At 38.8% G+C, this 16,451-nt stretch carries 14 protein-coding genes; 9 read left to right on the top strand and 5 right to left on the bottom strand.

What is annotated here, in order from left to right; all coding sequences use genetic code 11:
• The first annotated feature begins 287 nt into the window (after window positions 1-287).
• Together B9T24_RS10705 and B9T24_RS10700 are read left to right on the top strand one after the other, a co-directional pair.
• Window positions 288-1,196, top strand: a complete 909-nt coding sequence (locus B9T24_RS10705; protein WP_086165756.1) for an NAD(+) kinase — start codon at window positions 288-290, stop codon at window positions 1,194-1,196.
• 3 nt (window positions 1,197-1,199) lie between these two features.
• Window positions 1,200-1,466, top strand: coding sequence for a YeaC family protein (locus B9T24_RS10700; RefSeq protein ID WP_086165903.1), 267 nt, complete (start codon window positions 1,200-1,202; stop codon window positions 1,464-1,466).
• A gap of 253 nt (window positions 1,467-1,719) precedes the next feature.
• Here B9T24_RS10700 and B9T24_RS10695 read toward each other — a convergent pair whose 3' ends face one another.
• Window positions 1,720-2,721: a glycosyl transferase family protein gene (locus B9T24_RS10695; protein WP_086165755.1), complete on the bottom strand. Its 1,002-nt coding sequence runs from the start codon at window positions 2,719-2,721 to the stop codon at window positions 1,720-1,722.
• Window positions 2,722-3,155: 434 nt separating this feature from the next.
• Here B9T24_RS10695 and B9T24_RS10690 point away from each other — a divergent pair, with 434 nt between their 5' ends.
• Window positions 3,156-4,502 (top strand): dicarboxylate/amino acid:cation symporter, encoded by a 1,347-nt coding sequence (locus tag B9T24_RS10690; protein ID WP_086165754.1) that lies wholly within the window; start codon window positions 3,156-3,158, stop codon window positions 4,500-4,502.
• 153 nt (window positions 4,503-4,655) lie between these two features.
• Window positions 4,656-5,798, top strand: a complete 1,143-nt coding sequence (locus tag B9T24_RS10685; protein ID WP_086165753.1) for an acyl-CoA dehydrogenase family protein — start codon at window positions 4,656-4,658, stop codon at window positions 5,796-5,798.
• A 43-nt stretch (window positions 5,799-5,841) separates the two neighbouring features.
• Here B9T24_RS10685 and B9T24_RS10680 read toward each other — a convergent pair whose 3' ends face one another.
• Complete coding sequence (locus B9T24_RS10680; protein WP_086165752.1) at window positions 5,842-6,360, bottom strand: type 1 glutamine amidotransferase domain-containing protein; 519 nt, start codon at window positions 6,358-6,360, stop codon at window positions 5,842-5,844.
• A gap of 144 nt (window positions 6,361-6,504) precedes the next feature.
• Window positions 6,505-8,226, bottom strand: a complete 1,722-nt coding sequence (locus tag B9T24_RS10675) for a long-chain-fatty-acid--CoA ligase (protein WP_086165751.1) — start codon at window positions 8,224-8,226, stop codon at window positions 6,505-6,507.
• Window positions 8,227-8,681: 455 nt separating this feature from the next.
• Between B9T24_RS10675 and pheA the strand changes: the two genes are divergently transcribed.
• The 4 genes from pheA (at window position 8,682) to B9T24_RS10655 (ending at window position 13,712) form a co-directional block, all read left to right on the top strand.
• Complete coding sequence (gene pheA, locus B9T24_RS10670) at window positions 8,682-9,791, top strand: prephenate dehydratase (protein ID WP_086165750.1); 1,110 nt, start codon at window positions 8,682-8,684, stop codon at window positions 9,789-9,791.
• A gap of 71 nt (window positions 9,792-9,862) precedes the next feature.
• Complete coding sequence (hisC, locus tag B9T24_RS10665; protein WP_086165749.1) at window positions 9,863-10,969, top strand: histidinol-phosphate transaminase; 1,107 nt, start codon at window positions 9,863-9,865, stop codon at window positions 10,967-10,969.
• A 3-nt stretch (window positions 10,970-10,972) separates the two neighbouring features.
• Window positions 10,973-13,219, top strand: coding sequence for a bifunctional prephenate dehydrogenase/3-phosphoshikimate 1-carboxyvinyltransferase (locus B9T24_RS10660; protein ID WP_086165748.1), 2,247 nt, complete (start codon window positions 10,973-10,975; stop codon window positions 13,217-13,219).
• A 109-nt stretch (window positions 13,220-13,328) separates the two neighbouring features.
• Entirely contained in the window at window positions 13,329-13,712 is a 384-nt protein-coding gene (locus B9T24_RS10655; protein WP_086165747.1) for a hypothetical protein, read from the top strand.
• 150 nt (window positions 13,713-13,862) lie between these two features.
• On the opposite strand, the gene B9T24_RS10650 is transcribed toward B9T24_RS10655, so the two are convergent.
• Entirely contained in the window at window positions 13,863-14,303 is a 441-nt protein-coding gene (locus tag B9T24_RS10650; RefSeq protein WP_086165746.1) for a DUF2147 domain-containing protein, read from the bottom strand.
• A gap of 354 nt (window positions 14,304-14,657) precedes the next feature.
• Window positions 14,658-15,293 carry an alpha/beta hydrolase gene (locus B9T24_RS10645; RefSeq protein ID WP_086165745.1) on the bottom strand — a complete coding sequence of 212 codons (636 nt, stop codon included), beginning with the start codon at window positions 15,291-15,293 and terminating at the stop codon, window positions 14,658-14,660.
• Between the two features lie 124 nt (window positions 15,294-15,417).
• On the opposite strand from B9T24_RS10645, the gene yaaA reads away from it, so the two are divergent.
• The gene (gene yaaA, locus B9T24_RS10640; protein WP_086165744.1) at window positions 15,418-16,197 is read left to right on the top strand and encodes a peroxide stress protein YaaA; all 780 of its coding nucleotides are present in this window, start codon (window positions 15,418-15,420) and stop codon (window positions 16,195-16,197) included.
• Window positions 16,198-16,451 lie beyond the last annotated feature (254 nt).

The following is a 16,451-nucleotide window of genomic DNA, read 5'->3' as shown; positions in this document are numbered from 1 at the left end:
TCTGTTTTTAGATGTATTGGATGGGTTTTAATTAGTATTACTCAAAGTGAGGTATTACGGATGATGGCATGGCTAAAGTGTGGATTAAAAAATGTGATCTTTATCATGAAAATCTAATACCGTTATAGTTTATATAAGGTTAGCTTTAAGTATAGGTGTGGCTTGAGAAAATGGTTTATTTTAGATTGGTAAATCGATATAGCTGGTGTGATCAACTTTTAAAGTTTTTTAAAATGAATAGGGTTAATGCTATGATATGCATGAATCGTAGCGGAGCGATGACTTAGGTGCAAATTTCACATAAAAATTTTCGTAACATTGGATTGATCGGGCGTCCAGATAAATCCTCCGTCGTTGAAACTTTAAGTCTCATTCATAACCATCTTTTACGTTTAGGGCTTCATCCTGTTTTTGATTCAGAAACAGCAGCATTGGTTCCTGATAGTCGTAATACGCAAACAGTAAGCCGTAGTTTACTGGGTGAAGTGGTTGATTTGGTGATTGTAGTCGGTGGTGATGGTTCTTTGTTACATGCTGCACGTGCTTTGGTAAAACACAATACGCCAGTCATTGGCATCAACCGTGGTCGTTTGGGCTTTTTAACCGATATCAAGCCGACCGAGGTGATTTTTAAACTAGATCAAGTGCTTAAAGGTGAATTTCAGTTAGACCGCCGTTTCTTATTGGAAATGGAAATTCGTTCTAAAGGTGAAAATATTTATGATGCGATTGCTTTGAATGATGTGGTCTTGCATTCAGGTCGCTCGGTTCATATGATTGACTTTGAATTGAATATTGATGGTCAATATGTTTATCGCCAGCATAGTGATGGTTTAATTGTGTCTACCCCAACGGGTTCTACAGCGTATGCTTTATCTGGTGGTGGACCGATTGTTCATCCAAGTATGGATGCCATCTCTTTAGTGCCTATGCATCCGCATACATTATCTTCACGTCCTATTGTAGTCGGTGGGCATAGTGAAATTAAGATTATGATTCGCGAAAACCGTGTGTTACCGATGGTCAGTGCCGATGGTCAACATAGTGTTTCGCTAAGTGTTGGTGATAGTTTACATATCCGTAAACATCCATTTAAATTGAATTTACTTCATCCACCGGGTTATGACTTCTATATGGCATGTCGAACCAAACTTGGTTGGAATCAAGATTTTGACTCTTTACAACAGCAGGATTAAATGATGAATATTGAACAAATGCTTGCCGTACTCGATCCTGAAATTGTTTCGCGTTTAAAAACAGCAGTAGAAATTGGGAAATGGCCAAATGGCATTGTTTTAACCGCAGAACAGCGTCAAATTTGTATGCAAGCTGTCATTGCGTGGGAAGCTCAAAATTTACCTGAAAAAGAACGTAGTGGTTATATTGATAAAGGTCATAAAGAGGAAGGGGAAGAATGTGATTCACATGTTCCTGAACCTGAATTTCAACCGATTCGTTTTGTTTAATGATAAGTTATTTTAGCCGCTTAACCTTAAATTGAAGTTGTAATTATGGCTACACGTAAAAGCCATTCGCAACTGTTCGAGGCAGGACGATATTAATATCGTCCTGTTTTTGCGAGAGAGATGATACTTGGTGGTATTTGCCGAGTTTTGCGAATGGAAAAAGTTTTGGTTACTTTTTTTAAAAGTAACACAACGAGCTCCAGATATTTGCTAATAAGCGGTAAGACTCCGCAGAGCTTGATCTTTTAGCCTATTAAATAACTTTTCGGCTTTGCCAAAGTTCTTTGGCTTTTGACATTGCTTCATCATAAGAGTCACAAACTCCCATGGTATATAACGCAATGCCCATGGTTTCAGTGACGGCAATTTCACCATATTCATGACGTTGCTTGCCTTCCCAAACCGCTTTAAATACTGCTAAATCCAGTTCTTCTTCAATAGGACTACGGTTTTCAGTTAATTTTGGTAATTCGTGTTCGTACAGCTCACCATTTTTAATGCCACAAATTAAAGTTTTAGCATCAGGATTGCGTTCAAATTCGCCGCCTTCACCTTTAATGACAGCACTATTTTTATAGCCTAATTTAAAAGCCGTTTGCTGGTGTGAACCACGATAAGCAGGATGAAAAATCGCTTGCATGGTTGCTTTTGCATTAAATGGATTAATCAGGCGGGCTAAAGTATGAATGGGGGAGCGTAAGCCCATTACATTACGCAGTGCAATTAAATCACTCAGTATTGGGGAAATCACTTCTAGAGGAATATAGGCAAAATTGTGTTGTTGTAATTGTTCTTTCACATCTATTTCATTTTGGCAAATAGTATAATCGAGGTATTCTAATACTTGTTCGGTATATATACGGTTAATGGTATGTCCTGATGCGCCATGCATCACCACCTTATAGCCATTTTGAGCAAGGGTGAGGGCTGCCAATAAAAACCAAGGATAGTGTTTTCGCTTGCCTGCATAAGATGACCAATCTAAATCAACATCTAAATGTTGAAAATGAAGTTGATCACGCGTTGCTTGTACAAAGCCTGTTAGCTCATCTACAGATTCTTCTTTAACACGTAGCAGCATTAAAAAAGCGCCAAGCTGAACATCTAAAACTTCACCTTTCAAGATCATACTAAACGCTTGGTAAGCTTCATCAAAACTGAGCGATCGCGCACCATTTTTCCCTTTACCTACAATACGAACAAATTGTGCAAATGGATGTTCAAAATCTTTATAGAGGTTTCTTTTATTGTTCATGCGTGCGTACCACAGTATTTCGTATGAAAATGAATGTCCACACTATGACATAAAAATAAAATGAAGAAAAAGATAATATCCATATTAGACTAATGTCTGCAAGGATTTTGTGTGAAAAACCATCGAAAAGGACGCGTGTTAACAATTTTTTGATCTAAATTCAAGTACACTTTCTTCTTATAGAATTTATTTAAATTTTCATGATCTCCTTAGTCTAATTTTTTGCATTTAATAGATATTCTCTCGAGTATTATTTGCCGAATTGACTATTTCATTTGTGAATTTTTTATTTGTTTTCATCTTAAGTCGGGTTTTTCACAAGAACTCATTGTCTTTTTGCATCTTGTAAAAAGGTTTAGGGTTGTATATTCGTAAGAATAGGCAAGAGAAAATGGATATTTCTGCGTGCGGAAATACATGAAGAAGTTTTAATTATGGCTAAAAAACCTTTATATAAATCACTTTATTTTCAAGTGATTATTGCCATTATTGCAGGTGTGTTAATAGGTCACTTTTTCCCAAGTGGTACACAGCTAGTCAATGGTGTTGAAAAACATGTGCCTGGTTTAGGCGAGCAATTAAAACCGTTGGGTGATGGCTTTATTCGCCTGATCAAAATGATTATTGCGCCAGTCATCTTCTGTACTGTAGTCAGTGGTATCGCTGGCATGGAAAGTATGAAGTCTGTGGGTAAGACAGGCGGTATTGCTTTACTTTATTTTGAAATCGTATCCACGATTGCCTTACTTGTTGGCTTGCTTGTAATTAATATTGCAAAGCCGGGTGTAGGGATGAATATTGATCCTGCATCTTTGGATATATCGGGTATTTCTAAATATGTAGAATCAGGTCAATCACAATCGACGCTTGATTTCTTTATGAATATCATTCCGAATACTGTTGTAGGTGCATTTGCTGAAGGTGAAATTCTTCAAGTCTTACTGTTCGCTCTTCTGTTCGGTTTTGCGTTGCATAAGTTGGGTGATGCGGGTAAACCTGTACTAAAATTTATCGATCAAATTTCTCATGTCTTCTTCAATATCGTAAATATGATTATGAAGTTGGCTCCAATCGGTGCATTTGGTGCAATGGCATTTACCATTGGTAAATATGGTATTGGTAGTCTTGCACAATTAGCGCAATTGATCATCTGCTTCTACATTACGTGTTTACTGTTTATTTTCATTGTATTAGGCTCAATCTCTCGTTTTTGTGGTTTTAATATTTTGAAAATGATTCGGATGATTCGTGAAGAACTCCTTATTGTATTGGGAACTTCATCATCAGAATCAGTGCTTCCGCGCATGTTGAAGAAACTTGAAATCGCGGGTTGTGAAAAATCGGTTGTTGGTTTAGTTATTCCTACAGGTTATTCATTTAACCTAGATGGTACGTCTATTTATTTGACGATGGCGGCTATTTTTATTGCGCAAGCGACCAACACACCTTTGGATATTGAACATCAAATTACCCTATTGGTGGTGTTGTTGATTTCCTCTAAAGGTGCTGCGGGTGTAACAGGTTCAGGTTTTATTGTCATGGCTGCAACGTTATCGGCGGTAGGGCATATTCCAGTAGCAGGCTTGGCATTGATTTTGGGTATTGACCGTTTCATGTCAGAAGCACGTGCATTAACCAATCTTGTGGGTAACTCATTGGCAACGATTGTTGTGGCAAAATGGGTCGGACAATTGGATAAAGAGCAATTAGATTATGCTTTAGCCAATCCAGAAGAAGTGGATCGCTTAATGTCAGAAGAAAACAACCAAACCCATGCATAATTGAGCATGAATGAAAAAAGGAAGCTTCGGCTTCCTTTTTTATTGACTATATATAAAAGTCATAAAAATGACAGGAATAGGACATGACAGCGGACGATAAAATCACTAGCATGGCATGAAGCTAAAAACTAAAACTGAAAATAAGGATGATATATGCTGGCTTATGATGCTGATCTAGAACTGTTTCGTGATAATTTTAAACGCTTTATGAATGAGCATATTGCACCTCATTATGAGCAATGGGAACATGAAGGCATTATGCCGCGTTCGATTTGGAACCTGTTGGGGGCAAATGGTTTCTTATGTGTCGATGTACCTGAAGAATATGGTGGCTATGGTGTTCCGATCAATTATTCACTGATGTTGGTTGAAGAGTCAGCTCGTGCAGGATTTAGTGCCTTATCAACAGGTATTTCATGTCATTCTGAAATTGCAGCTCCGTATATTTTGCATATTGGTACAGAACAGCAGAAACAATATTGGCTGCCAAAAATGGTTGTGGGTGAAGTCGTTGGTGCAATTGGTATGACTGAACCGGGTGCAGGTTCAGACTTACAAGCCATGCGAACCAATGCAATTTTGCAGGGTGATCACTATCTTTTAAATGGTTCAAAAACCTTTATTTCAAATGGTCAGCATGCCGACTTGGTGGTGCTGGCAGTGAAAACTGATCCGCAAGCACGAGCAAAAGGCGTGTCTTTGATGTTGCTGGATACCCATTTAGACGGTTTTAAAAAGGGCACCAACCTGAATAAAATAGGTCTACATTCACAAGATACTTCAGAGCTGTTCTTCGATAATATTCAAGTGCCTAAAGATCAACTATTGGGCCAAGCAGGGCAAGGTTTTGCTTATTTAATGCAAGAATTACCACGTGAACGTACGGCGATTGCTTCCACCGCTATTGGCGCTATTCGTGGTTCGATTGATGTCACGATTGCTTACGTAAAAGAACGTCAAGCATTTGGACAGCCGATTAGTCAATTTCAAAATACACGATTTGTTTTGGCTCAAGCAAAAATAGATGAACAAGCGACGGCTGCTTTTTATAATCAAAATGTCGAACTGTATATGCAAGGTAAACTCGATGTTGAAACTGCCGCAGCATTGAAAAGTTTTAGTACCGATATGCAAATGAAAATTGCCGATAACTTGTTACAGCTTTTTGGTGGTTATGGTTATATGACTGAATATCCAATTTCACGTTTCTTTGTGGATGCGCGTATTCAACGCATTTACGGTGGTACTAATGAAATTATGAAAGAAATTGTGGCGCGTAGTATTTTAGGGCGTTAATGACGGGTTGTTTAATGTCTTAAAAAGAGCCGAAAGGCTCTTTTTATTGGCTCAATACCATCAAACTTTCTTTAATAAAGGCGGGTAAGTCGTCAGGAGAGCGAGAAGAAATATACAGATTATTATCATTCACCACACCCACATCGTAATACACAGCACCGGCATTAATGAGATCTGTGGCGACGGTTTGAATGGTCGTCATTAACCGACCTTTAACCACCTTTGCAGCAATAAGCAGTTGAGGGCCATGACAAATACTCATAATGGGTTTTTGTGCATGAGCAAAATTACGGACAAAATCGACAAACCGATGATCAAGACATAATCTGTTAGGAGAATGTCCTCCGGGAATAAGTAAGGCATCAAAATCATGCACAGAAACACTGTCTATACTTTGATCGATAGTGACCGCAGATTTGCGTTTTTGACCATAAACAATATTACCTGCTCTGTTTTCAATATTTAAAATGCTATGACGTGCAGCTCGAAAGGCCTGTACGGGTTCCGAGTATGCAATATCTTCAAAATCATGGGTCACTAAAACGGCGATTCTTTTTGACATTATTATTCTCCGAATTGCTTTATTAAAAGAATATAGAGGAATCACTAAATTTTTGTGATGGATTTTGGTAAATAACTCTTGTAAAAAAGAAAGCCCTAAAGGAAAAGCTTTAGGGCTGGATTTTAATACTGTAATAAGCTGAAATTAATCAACATATTTTTGACTTTCCATTTGACGAAGTTCAGCACGCAAAATTTTTCCGACGGTTGACTTTGGTAACTCATTCAATATTTCAATCGATTTTGGGACTTTGTAGGCAGTTAGGTTGTCTTTGCAATGTTTGAGGATTTCACTGACAGAAAGATTGGCATTACTCGAAGCAATAAATGCTTTAACCGATTCTCCTGTTTGATCATCGGGTATACCAATCACAGCAGCTTCAATAATATCTGGATGTTCAGCTAGAATTGCTTCAATTTCATTGGGATAAACATTAAAACCCGAAACAATGACCATATCTTTTTTACGATCTAAAATATAACAAAAGCCATCTTCATCTACTTTGGCAATATCACCTGTATGCAACCAGCCATCAATAAAGGTTTCAGCCGTTTCAGTTGGGCGGTTTAAATAACCCAATACAATTTGTGGTCCTTTTACACAGAGTTCACCCGCTTCACCTAATGGAACTTCGTGACCTTGTTCATTGACAATTTTAATGTCGGAGCCCGGCAATGGAAAACCAACAGAACCCTGACGAATTTTACGAATGGGTGGGTGGAGTAGCGCAGCACAACTGGTTTCTGTCATGCCAAAACCTTCAATAATCGTGCCGATTTTAGCTTGCCAGTTTTCTGCTGTTGCAGGACGTAATGCAGTACCGCCAGAAATGCTACAGCTTAGTTTCGGTGGGTTTGCAGTAAACCAACTTTCAGCCAATAAGCCCGCATATAGCGTATCGACCCCAGTTAACCAAGTGACTTTGAAGTTTTCAAAAGCAGGTTTTAAATTGCTGATTGGTCGTGGAGAGGGAATCAACAGATTATGAGAACCCGCTTCAAAGAACATGAGGAAATTTACGCTAAAGGCAAAAATGTGGTACAGCGGAATCGCTGTTAAAATGCAGTCATTGTTATTAAATTCAGATTTATGCGCACGTAAATAATCGCCGGTTATTTTGACCAAAGATGCGATATTTTGATGGCTGATCACTGCACCTTTGCTGCGACCTGTTGTTCCGCCTGTATATTGATATAGGGCAATTTCATGTTGAATAGGTGTGTATTGTTCTAAGGTTCTACCCATTTCTAAAGCATCTGCGAAGGTCACATAGTCGATACTTGGTTTGAGTGATCGACCTTGCGCTTCGGCATCTGCCTGCATTTTTTGTGCAATCATGCCTTGATAAGGTTTATCAAAAAACTCACTTAAGCTGGCGGTTACGAGTGCCAAGGATTGAAGTTGAGTGTTGTTTTGAATTACACGTTCAAAAGTTGCTAAAAACAGGTCTGAAACAATCAATGCTTTTGCAGTACTGTCAATTAATTGGTATTCAAGTTCGCGCGCTGTATACAGTGGATTAATATTGGTGATGATTAAACCCACTTTCCAACAGGCAAATACAGCAATCGGATAGTGCAAAGAATTTGGCATTTGTAAACCAACAACATCACCTTTTTTAAGTTTCAGGTGATGCTGTAAATAATTGGCAAATGTGGTTGATAGATCGTCAATTTCTTGAAAGCTTAAGGTCTTACTTAAGCCTGTAGGTAATACCACACTAAATGCAGGTGATTGTGAAAATTGAGCCGTGGTGTGGGTCAGTAATTCTGCTAAGTTTGATTTAATTTGATCAGGCTTAAGTTGATAACCATGTAATGAAATGGGTAAATTTTTTTCCCATGGGCGCTGTGCGTAATGACTCATTGATGATCCTTAAGATAGATGTTTTAGCTTTGTTTTGGTTTTTATGTCAGTCCAGACATTTGTCTTCAAACATCAAGCAAATGTGTATTTTTGGCAATGATTTAATCTGCCAATGACACACATAAATAATAAAAAAGCAGGGTGGGAAAGTATCGATATTAAGCGTTTTAAAATATGATGTTATTCGCAAAAGAAGATCAATATATTCGACCAAATAGCATAAAATTCACCTTGGTCGTGCAGGGCTGAAAATGTACAACTGTAGTGTAATTTATGGAAAATTGGCAAAAGGTCATTAATTTTAAGAATTTATTGCAAAATCATAGACAATAAAATTGCTGATTAAATCAACTGTATGTTTTTAAGGCTGAATCAATCAAAGTCTTATTGCGTAACATTTGAAAGCTAACTATTGTTATACTGTTTGCATAATGTTTTTGAAGGGCGACATAACAATGATCAACGACGATCAAAACACAAAGACTTCTCTTGACCTTGCTCAGATTCGTGAGGATATTGACTCAGTTGATCAGCAGATTCAACAGCTTATCAACCGCCGAGCAAAACTGGCAGAAGCAGTAGCAAAAGCAAAGTTTGCTTCTGAAGAGAATCCAATGTTTTACCGTCCTGAACGTGAAGCGCAAGTTTTGCGTAATGTTATGGAGCGCAATGAGGGGCCATTATCTGATGTGACCATGGCGCGTCTATTTCGCGAAATCATGTCGGCTTGTCTTGCACTTGAAGCACCACAAAGTATTGCATTTTTAGGTCCAGTTGGAACGTATACCCATTCAGCTGTGCTAAAGCACTTTGGTCAGGATGCGATTGTTCGTCCACTTCCAACCATTGATGAAGTTTTTCGTGAAGTGGAAGCGGGGAGTGCTCATTACGGTTTAGTGCCCGTTGAAAACTCTTCTGAAGGGGTGGTCAACCATACTTTAGATTGTTTTAAATCATCGCATTTAAATGTGATTGGTGAAGTTGAATTGCGTATTCATCACCAATTTTTAGTCTCTGCAAATACTCGTAAAGACAGCATTAAACAAATTTATGCACATCAACAAACTTTGGCGCAATGTCGTAAATGGTTAGATGCGCATTATCCGGGTGTAGAGCGCGTTGCTTTAAGTTCAAATGCTGAAGCAGCACGTCGAATTCGCAATGAATGGCATTCAGCAGCAATCGCATCTGATGTGGCTGCCAATATTTATGAATTAGAAATTCTACATGGCAATATTGAAGATAACCCAGAAAATACCACACGTTTCTTGGTGATTGGTCGTGAAAAAGTACCGCAAAGTGGTAATGATAAAACCTCATTACTGATTTCAGCACATGATCGTGCCGGTGCATTGCTTGAAATTCTTGCACCCTTTGCAAAACATCATATTAGCTTAACCAGCATTGAAACCCGTCCTGCATTACCTGAAAAATGGGCTTATGTATTTTTCATTGACTTAGAAGGTCATGTGGAGCAAGACAATGTCAAAGCGGCAATTGAAGAAATTCGTCCGTTGGTGAAAGAAGTTCGAGTATTAGGTTCATATCCGATCGCGGTATTGTAAATCACTATTTGGTGGTTAATTTTAATTTGAAGTTAACCACTTTTATCACTTGAAACAATTGGAAGCGTAACATGTCGTTTGTCCCTGCCAATGAAGGCATCTCAAAGTTAAAACCTTATCAACCGGGTAAGCCAATTAGTGAGCTTGAGCGTGAGTTAGGGATTACCGATATCGTCAAATTGGCATCGAATGAGAATCCATTGGGCTGTTCTGATCGGGTCAAACAAGCAGTGGCTGCTGAGTTGGCAGAAATTGGTCGCTATCCAGACGGTGGCGGTTTTATTTTAAAAGATCAAATTTGTGCGCAATTTGGTGTGACTGCTGACTGTATTACTTTGGGTAATGGTTCAAACGACTTATTAGAAATGTTTGCACGTGCATTCGTTGCAGAAAAAAATTCTGTGGTGTATAGCCAACATGCATTTGCTGTCTATGCTTTGGTGACACAAGCGATTAATGCACAAGCAATTGAAGTTCCTGCAAAAGGCTTTGCACATGATTTAGATGCCATGGCTGCTGCAATTCAACACAACACCAAACTTATTTTTATTGCCAATCCAAATAACCCAACTGGGACTTGGTTTGAAGAAGCTGAATTTGAAGCATTTATGCAGAAAGTACCTGCAAGTGTGATTGTGGTACTCGATGAAGCGTATGTGGAATATTTTCCAGAAAATTTCAATAGCTTAAAATTTTTAGCACACTATCCAAATATTATCGTCAGTCGTACATTGTCTAAATGTTATGGTTTGGCAGCGCTGCGTGTGGGTTTTGCACTGGCATCAAAACAAGTTACTGATTTTTTAAATCGTATTCGTCAGCCCTTTAATGTGAATCATCTTGCTATGGTGGCTGCTGTTGCTGCACTAAAAGATGAAGACTTTATTGAGCAATCACGTGTTGTTAATAAAGCAGGTATGAATCAATTAGAGCAAGGTTTTCAGTCGCTTGGCTTAGACTATGTGGCATCACGTGCGAACTTTATTTTGGTTGATGTTCAGGCTGATGCTGCACAAACGTTCAATGCCTTGTTAAAAGAGGGAGTGATTGTACGTCCAGTCGGAATTGCAAATCATCTTCGCGTGTCCATTGGTACTGAAGTTGAAAATGCTAAATTCCTTATGGCACTTGCCAAAGTACTTGATTTAGCAAGCAATGCTGTAGAGGGAAAAGCTTAAGTGATGTCCAAGCCTCTATTTGAAAAAGTTGCATTTATTGGACTTGGCTTGATTGGTTCAAGTCTAGCGCGTGTGATGATCGCTGAAAATTTAGCAAAACAAATTGTTGCATCAACGCGTTCGCAAAAAACATTGGATGATGCAAAAGCACTTGGATTGATTCAAGCTGGTTATAGTAATCCAGTTGATGCTGTTCAAGGTGCCGATTTAGTCGTTTTAGCCTTACCTGTTCGTGCGACAGAAAAAGTACTGGAAATGATCAAGCCTTATCTTTCTGCGACCACCATCATCACCGATGTGGGTAGCACCAAAGGCAATGTGGTAGATGCTGCAAAGGCGGTATATGGTGAAAACCTTCCAGAAGGTTTTGTACCGGGGCATCCGATAGCAGGGGCTGAACATACAGGTGTGCATGCCGGTAAGGTCGATTTGTTTGCCAATCATAAAGTAATTTTGACGCCTCTACCGACCAGTGCTGATTGGGCGGTAGAAAAACTGACACAATTATGGCAAGCGGCTAAAGCTGATGTGATTTGTATGGATGTTGATAAACACGATGAAGTCCTTGCACATACCAGTCATCTTCCACATCTGATGGCATTTAACTTGGTTGAGCAGCTTGCCAATCGGGAAGATAATTTCGATATTTTTCGTTATGCAGCAGGTGGTTTTCGTGACTTTTCACGCATAGCTGCCAGTGATCCGCAAATGTGGCATGACATCTTTTTTGCCAATAAAAAAGCGATTTTAAATGCAGTCGATGGCTTCGAAAAGCAACTCGCAATATTACGTAAACTGATTGAAGATGAAAACTCACAGGCATTAATGGGGGTGTTGGGGCATGCACAGGCTGCACGACAACACTTCAATCACATGCTCGCCAAACAACCCTTGATGGAGAAAAATAAAGTGACACAACAATTTACCATTTTGCCAGGTTCTCAAAATTTCCAAGGTAAATTTACCGTGCCTGGTGACAAATCTGTGTCACATCGCTCCATCATGTTTGGTGCGATTGCAGAAGGCACAACCCATGTTACAGGTTTCTTGGAAGGTGAAGATGCACTGGCAACGTTGCAAGCTTTCCGTGATATGGGCGTGAGTATTGAAGGGCCAAAAAATGGTGAAGTCACTATTCATGGTGTCGGTATCAATGGCTTAAAAGCACCTGCAAGTGCCTTGTATATGGGTAACTCGGGTACATCAATGCGTTTACTTTCAGGCATGTTGTCTGCGCAAAAATTTGATTCTGTAATGACGGGTGATGCGTCACTGTCTAAACGTCCAATGGAGCGTATTGCCAAACCTTTACGTGAAATGGGCGCACAAATTCAAACCACTGGTGAGCGTGGTACGCCACCAGTATCGATTACAGGGAATCAAAACCTTCAAGGTATTCATTACGATTTGCCAATGGCATCTGCGCAAGTGAAATCTGGCATTCTATTGGCGGGTCTTTGGGCCAGTGGTGAAACGTCCGTGACAGAACCTGAACCAACACGTGACCATACAGAACGTATGTTGCGTGCATTCGGTTATGAAGTAAAAACTGAAGGTAATCGCATTTCATTACAAGGTGGCGGTAAGCTTATTGCGACTGAAATTCAGGTGCCATCAGATATTTCATCTGCGGCATTTTTTATGGTGGGTGCTGCCATTACCGAAGGTTCAGATGTGACTTTAGAGGCGGTTGGAATTAACCCAACCCGTACTGGTGTGATTGAAATTCTGAAACAAATGGGTGCGGACTTGACTGTTGAAAATGAACGTATTGCAGGTGGTGAACCCATTGCAGACATTCGTATTCGTGGTAGTCGGACGCTTAAAGGCATTCATATGCCTGAAGATCAAGTGCCATTGGCCATTGATGAATTTCCAGCGCTCTTTATTGCCGCAGCATGTGCCGAAGGTCAAACGATTTTAACGGGTGCTGCGGAACTTCGCGTCAAAGAATCTGATCGTATTCAAGTCATGGCAGATGGTTTAAAAACCATGGGTATTGACTGTACACCAACGGATGATGGCATCATTATTGAAGGTAAGGGTAAGTCAGGTGATTGGTCTACAATCTTCATGGGTGGTGAAATTGAATCGCATCATGATCACCGTATTGCGATGAGTTTTAGTATGGCGGGTTTGCGTACTTCGGGTGCAATTAAAATTGTCGGTACAGAAACGGTGGCAACCAGTTTTCCTACTTTCACTGAGCTTGCAAATCAAGCAGGTTTAGCAATTCAAGTCAGTGAATAATTAGTCTAGTTTTGTACGTTTGTTAGACAACAGCCAAGCTTTTGCTTGGCTGTTTTGTTTTTATTGCTTATTCTAAAACCATACAATAAGAATGCCTTTGGATACATCGATGAGAAAATTACAATTTACAGCAAACTGTGAAAAACATAATCATGCTTCATTGCAGACTGGTGATCGTCATGTGACTCAAGAGTATGTTGCAGATCTTTTGTCTAAAGAATTAGGCGAATATGGTTTTCAGACCTTGTCACAAAGTGGTGATCATGTTGCCGTTAGTGTAGATAATCATTCCTTGCCACTGTCAATTACTTGCCAAGGGCATGATCAGGGTGGTCATTTGGTCTGTGAAATTACCTCGCATCCAGATGAAGATCAGGATTGGTTAGACCGCATTACAGAGCAGAGTTTGTTGAATCAGTTGGCACAAGCGGTTGAAAATACATTAAAACAAGATGAAGCCTTTAGTGAATTTGAGTGGAAGGACCATCTTTAGCAAAAAAGGTAACTTTGAAGTTTGGAAGGGTAGATATTGTTGATACCGATATCTGCCACTTTTGAATTTGAAATGATAAGGGATTATTGGTCTTGCATAGTTTGAGCTACGAACAAAGCAACGCTGTGTTCGTAGCTCAGGATTTATATTTTATTCCACACGTAGCCAAGTCTGGTTACGACCTACAGCGGATACTCCCATATATCCGCGAAGAAATAATTTTTTGCCATTTGCGCTGATTCTGCCTTTAAGGCGGTAAACTTTTCCTGAAACGGGATCAATAATTTTCCCATTTGTGTAATTCATTTGATCTTCAGTTTGTAATCCAGAAATAACCTGCATACCTATGATGGGCTTGTTGGTGTAGGGTGCAGGACAATTAGTACAAAACTCTTTCGGTATATAGCCAGCACGTGGTGTTGCTTTGAGTGCTGTCCCTGCATATGTTCCATTGGCTTGTTGCTCAATTTTGACTAATCCCTTAGCTTCACCTGTTTTATCGTCCATATAACGCCATGTGCCTACAATATTTTCTGCAATGGCTGATGAACTGAATAAAACGATGCAAATTATCCCAAAAATAGTTTTCATAATATCCTTCTAACTATTAAAAATGTTTCTAAACATCTTAAGCCTTACTTGGCTAACTATTTGATTGTATAGTTTTTTGATTTTCAAATGAAGTGCAAAATGATTCATTTTGGAAAGGGGGGCTATAACATTTGTTATTTCGTGCAACCTATACAGCGTATGGCGAAGGTTAAGCAATGAAAATACTCATGGCTTAGTCTAGTAGTACATTGCCAAAGGCAGCCATTTTTAACATGAGCCTGATCATAGATTGCAAAGATCGAACATAGGTTGAACTATCGCTTAAAAAAAGACTCGGATTTAATAGTCCGAGTCAGGTATTAGCCAAGTAGCTATTGTACTTCAAAGGTTAATTTAAGAAGGTGAAATTAAAAAACGAGAAATCGCAATACGCAATTGTTTTAAATAACCCGTAAAGAAATGGTTTGCACTAGGCAAGATGGTCAATAAGTGACGTTGAGGTTTTGCCCAAGCAATCAAGTCTGACAATAAAGTGACTTCATCACCTTCACCATGAATAAATAAAATATCACCTTTAATTTCGGGGGTCACATAATGACGCAAACCTGCAACAGTTGCAGTCGGTAAACCACATAAAATTAATTGCTTAGGTTTGATTTCATCAGGAAGTGCATGATAACTTTTGGCCATCACATGTGCTCCAAAACTAAAGCCGCCAGCATAAAAAGGCAGGCCAATATGTTTGCAACGCATCTGTTTAATTACTTCTAGAGTATCATCCGTTTCACCAAAGCCTTCATCATGAACACCAAGGCTTTGACCTGAACCACGGAAACTAGGTCGGTATACAATACAACCACGCTCAACAAACATTTGAGCAAGAAGTGTTGGCACTTTATGCTGTGGTGTACCGCCTTGTAATGGATGAGGGTGGCATACAACCGCGAATCCTTTCACTTCACCCTGTGGATAATCAACAAAAACTTCAATTTGACCTACAGGACCTTGAATGAAAATTTGCTCGGACATATTACAACCGACTAATAACAGGAGAATCGCGTATTTTACCGATAATGTTCAGTAAAAACACAAATTGGAAATAAAATAAGTCTACTGTTATAGTCTGTTTAATTATTTTTTGATCAGGTTGTCCATGCTCGCCTTAATTTCTCCTGCTAAGACTTTAGATTATGAATCTGCACTTCCTACCGATTTACATACTTTACCAAGATTGCTGGAACATTCACAACAACTTATAGACGTAAGTCGTAAACTGTCTGCTACAGATATCGCCAATTTAATGAGCGTGAGTGAAAAAATTGCCAAATTGAATGTAGATCGCTTCAATGACTGGCAATCAGACTTTAATTTTTCGAATGCACGTCAGGCTTTATTTGCGTTTAAAGGTGATGTTTATACGGGTTTAGATGCATACAACCTAAATGATCAAAAACTTGAATATGCACAAAAGCATTTGAGGATGTTATCTGGCTTGTATGGTTTATTGCGTCCTTTGGATTTGATGATGCCATATCGTTTAGAAATGGGCACAAAATTACACAATTCACGGGGTCATAACCTCTATGAATTTTGGGGAGATAAAATTACCAGTTTAATAAATGATGATTTGGAACAAGCCAATTCAGAATTATTGGTCAATATTGCTTCGGATGAATACTATAAATCAGTGAATGAGCGCAAACTTAAAGCTGAAATCATTAAGCCTGTGTTTTTAGATCAAAAAAATGGCAAATATAAAGTCATTAGTTTTTATGCTAAAAAAGCGCGTGGTTTGATGGCTCGATATATGATTGAAAATCGGTTAAGTAAAGTTGAAGACTTAAAATCATTCAATACCGATGGTTATTATTTTGATGCTAACAGTTCACTTCAGGGTGAGTTGGTTTTTAAACGTGATGAAAAAGTAGTTTAAGTTGGTCTTTTAAAGACAGAAAAAATCCTGACATTGTTCAGGATTTTTTATTTATGTGAAATGTAAAATTTAATGAATTGCTTAAGAAGTATGGAAATTATAAGTATACAGATGAAAAGGAGGCGTCGCTGAACAGCTATTTAGTTTGATAAAGGTCATCTATACAATTCTTTTTGTTAGTCGCTTTAATGGATATTAAAATATTTAAAAAATGTGTCTTCTGTCACCTTTTTGTATTATTTTTTGTTATCATA

Origin of the sequence: Acinetobacter sp. ANC 4654 (genome assembly GCF_002135425.1) — a bacterium.
GTDB classification, from domain to species: Bacteria; Pseudomonadota; Gammaproteobacteria; order Pseudomonadales; family Moraxellaceae; genus Acinetobacter; species Acinetobacter kyonggiensis.
This window is presented reverse-complemented; position numbering and strand designations above follow the sequence as displayed.